This is a genomic window from Streptomyces sp. H27-D2, assembly GCF_035828615.1.
Classification (GTDB): Bacteria; Actinomycetota; Actinomycetes; order Streptomycetales; family Streptomycetaceae; genus Streptomyces.
This window is the reverse complement of the sequence record NZ_JAYMZR010000195.1, coordinates 1-2175: the sequence shown is the minus strand read 5'-3', so window position 1 is coordinate 2175 and position 2175 is coordinate 1. Positions and strand designations below refer to the sequence as shown.

The window sequence follows — 2175 nt, the reverse complement described above, 5'->3', positions numbered from 1 at the left end:
GTCGAGGTCCATGTCGCCGAAGACCACGACGGTGTTGAAGGAGTCGTCGATGTCGGTCACGATGCTGTGGTTGATCCAGGTGTTCGACGTCGAATGGCTGTCGTGGCCTCCGGCGGTCGCGGTACCGGCGCCGCCCAGGACGACGAGAGCGGCCAGAGCGGCGGTGGCGATTGCGGTACGCATACGCATGTTTTTTCTCCTCTACAGGACTTCGTGACGCTCCACCACTTCTCGGCGGCCAGCCGGCGGAAACCGGGCACGGAACAAGATCACCCGTATGGAGCCTCCGTGTGACGGATCGGCCGGCGAAGGCCCAGGCCCTCACGCTGACCGCGCGCTGCTCGCAGCCCTGGCCGTGCCGGGCTCCTGGGTGGCCCCGCCGAGCGGGACGCCCCCGTCCTGGCCCGCCTCGCCCAGGCCGACCCGGCAGCCGGCGCGACTCTCACCGACTGGCTGGAGCGCACCGACCGCACCCGCGAAGAACCCGCCGGGTCCGCAGCGCCGATGGAGCACCGCCCCTGGGGCGGTGGGGCACCGGGGCCGGCTTCCTCTGGTAGTCCTCGGCCGTCCGGCAGCAACCGCAGTGACGGCAGACGTCCCGCCTCGTTGCGGTGGCCCCTTCTCGTGCCGCCCGTCGCCACCAGGCCGCCGTCCGCCGGCTGCACCCGGTCCTCGCTCAGTCTGAACCGGGTGGCAGGAGAGCTTCCCACCCCCACGGGTGCTGGGTGCGAGGTGGGGAGGCTATCCCGGTGACAGGCAGATCACGACGGGAGGTGGCCGCCCCGCTCGCTGCCTGCCGGTGGGTAGGCGTCCTTCTCACTGCCCGGGTGGCGACGGTGCGGGCTCTCACCCGCGCGCCTGCCGTTGCCTTCCTGGACGGCTTGCTCTTGCACACGGCGGGCCTTGTCCCGCAGCTTCTGCCGCTCCTGCGGATCGCTCGTGTGTTCCGCGCGCTCATTCAGCTCCCGGACCTTGTCCCGCATCTGTTGCGCACGGCTGCCGGACTCACCTGCAAGGCTCATCGTCGCTCCCGGAGGGTAGAAATGGGTCCTCCCAGCTAAGCAGCGCCCCGCCGCCTCCGCACCCCGAAGCGTCACCCTACGCAGTCACCCGAGACGTGAGCCCCACTGATCGCACCCGTGTCCGTGGAGATCGGCTACCGCACCACCTCCACGCCCCGAGGTCGTGCGCCGGCTGCACGGCGATGGATCTTGGACGACCCGGTGCCCGCGGACGGCCCATGTTGGACCGGCTCACCAAAGCTGGCCCAGCGAATGCCGCGGCGATCGCCAACTGGCTGCAGCGCGCCTACGCAGTCGGCCTCTCTCTAACCGTCGCCGACGAGACTCGGCAGGCGGCAGGCCGACCGGCTTCGACGAGCAGATCTACAAACAACGCAATGTCGTCGACGGTGCTTCAACCGGCTCAAACAATGGCGCGGCACCGCGACCCGCTACGACAAGACTGCCGAGTCCTGCTAAGCAGCCGTCACCCTCGCCTCACTGCTCATGTGGACACGACCCCTTTGAAGACCCTGCCTAGACCGGACCAGAGGAGCCCTCCTGGGGAACCCGTGACGGGAGGCGAGATCAACCGCCGAGGATGGGCTTGGCCAACGCCGCGCCGTCGCACAACGGGCGGGGCCGTCGGTCGCGAGGTGGAGACCGCGCAGCGCGGCGTGCGGCGGTGAGGCTGGTTCCTCACGCGTCGGCCGGGCGTGAGGCCCCTGTCGTGAGCGCTTACACACGGCGTCCGCAGTTCTGCGGGACGAGGCCACGGCCGGAGCGCCCTGTGGGAGGGTCGTGCACCGCATTTCTGGGCATAACGTATAGGTAATGCCCGCTTCGGACGGCTGGGGGCTGCGATGGTCGAGGAGCTGCTGACAGCAGGAGCCGTGGTGGGCTCGGCCGCTGTGCTGTACATCGTGGCGGCGGCCAGGGTCGTCAAGCAGTACGAGCGAGGAGTGATCCTGCGCTTCGGCCGGCTGCGGGGCGGCATTCGCGGCCCCGGATTCACCATGGTGATCCCCGCCGTGGACCGGCTGTACAAGGTCAACATGCAGATCGTGACGATGCCGATTCCCGCGCAGGACGCCATCACCCGCGACAACGTCACGGTCCGGGTGGACGCGGTGATCTACTTCAAGGTCGTCGACGCGGCCGACGCGATCATCCG

At 69.3% G+C, this 2175-nt stretch carries 2 protein-coding genes and 2 pseudogenes; 2 read left to right on the top strand and 2 right to left on the bottom strand.

Going from position 1 to position 2175, the window contains the following annotated elements; all coding sequences use genetic code 11:
• Both QMK28_RS33805 and QMK28_RS33800 read right to left on the bottom strand, forming a co-directional pair.
• Positions 1 to 189 (bottom strand): annotated as a pseudogene (locus QMK28_RS33805) (hypothetical protein); the annotation flags it as partial.
• Positions 190 to 761: 572 nt separating this feature from the next.
• Positions 762 to 1022, bottom strand: a complete 261-nt coding sequence (locus tag QMK28_RS33800; RefSeq protein ID WP_326443520.1) for a DUF6381 family protein — start codon at positions 1020 to 1022, stop codon at positions 762 to 764.
• 352 nt (positions 1023 to 1374) lie between these two features.
• Here QMK28_RS33800 and QMK28_RS33795 point away from each other — a divergent pair.
• Both QMK28_RS33795 and QMK28_RS33790 read left to right on the top strand, forming a co-directional pair.
• Positions 1375 to 1481 (top strand): annotated as a pseudogene (locus tag QMK28_RS33795) (IS5/IS1182 family transposase); the annotation flags it as partial.
• Positions 1482 to 1864: 383 nt separating this feature from the next.
• A partial coding sequence (locus QMK28_RS33790) for an SPFH domain-containing protein (RefSeq protein ID WP_326443519.1) occupies positions 1865 to 2175 on the top strand: 311 nt, incomplete at its 3' end.

Coding starts and splice junctions, on each gene's coding strand:
- QMK28_RS33800 (WP_326443520.1), bottom strand. CDS start 1,022: ATGAGCCTTGCAGGTGAGTCCGGCAGCCGTGCGCAACAGATGCGGGAC.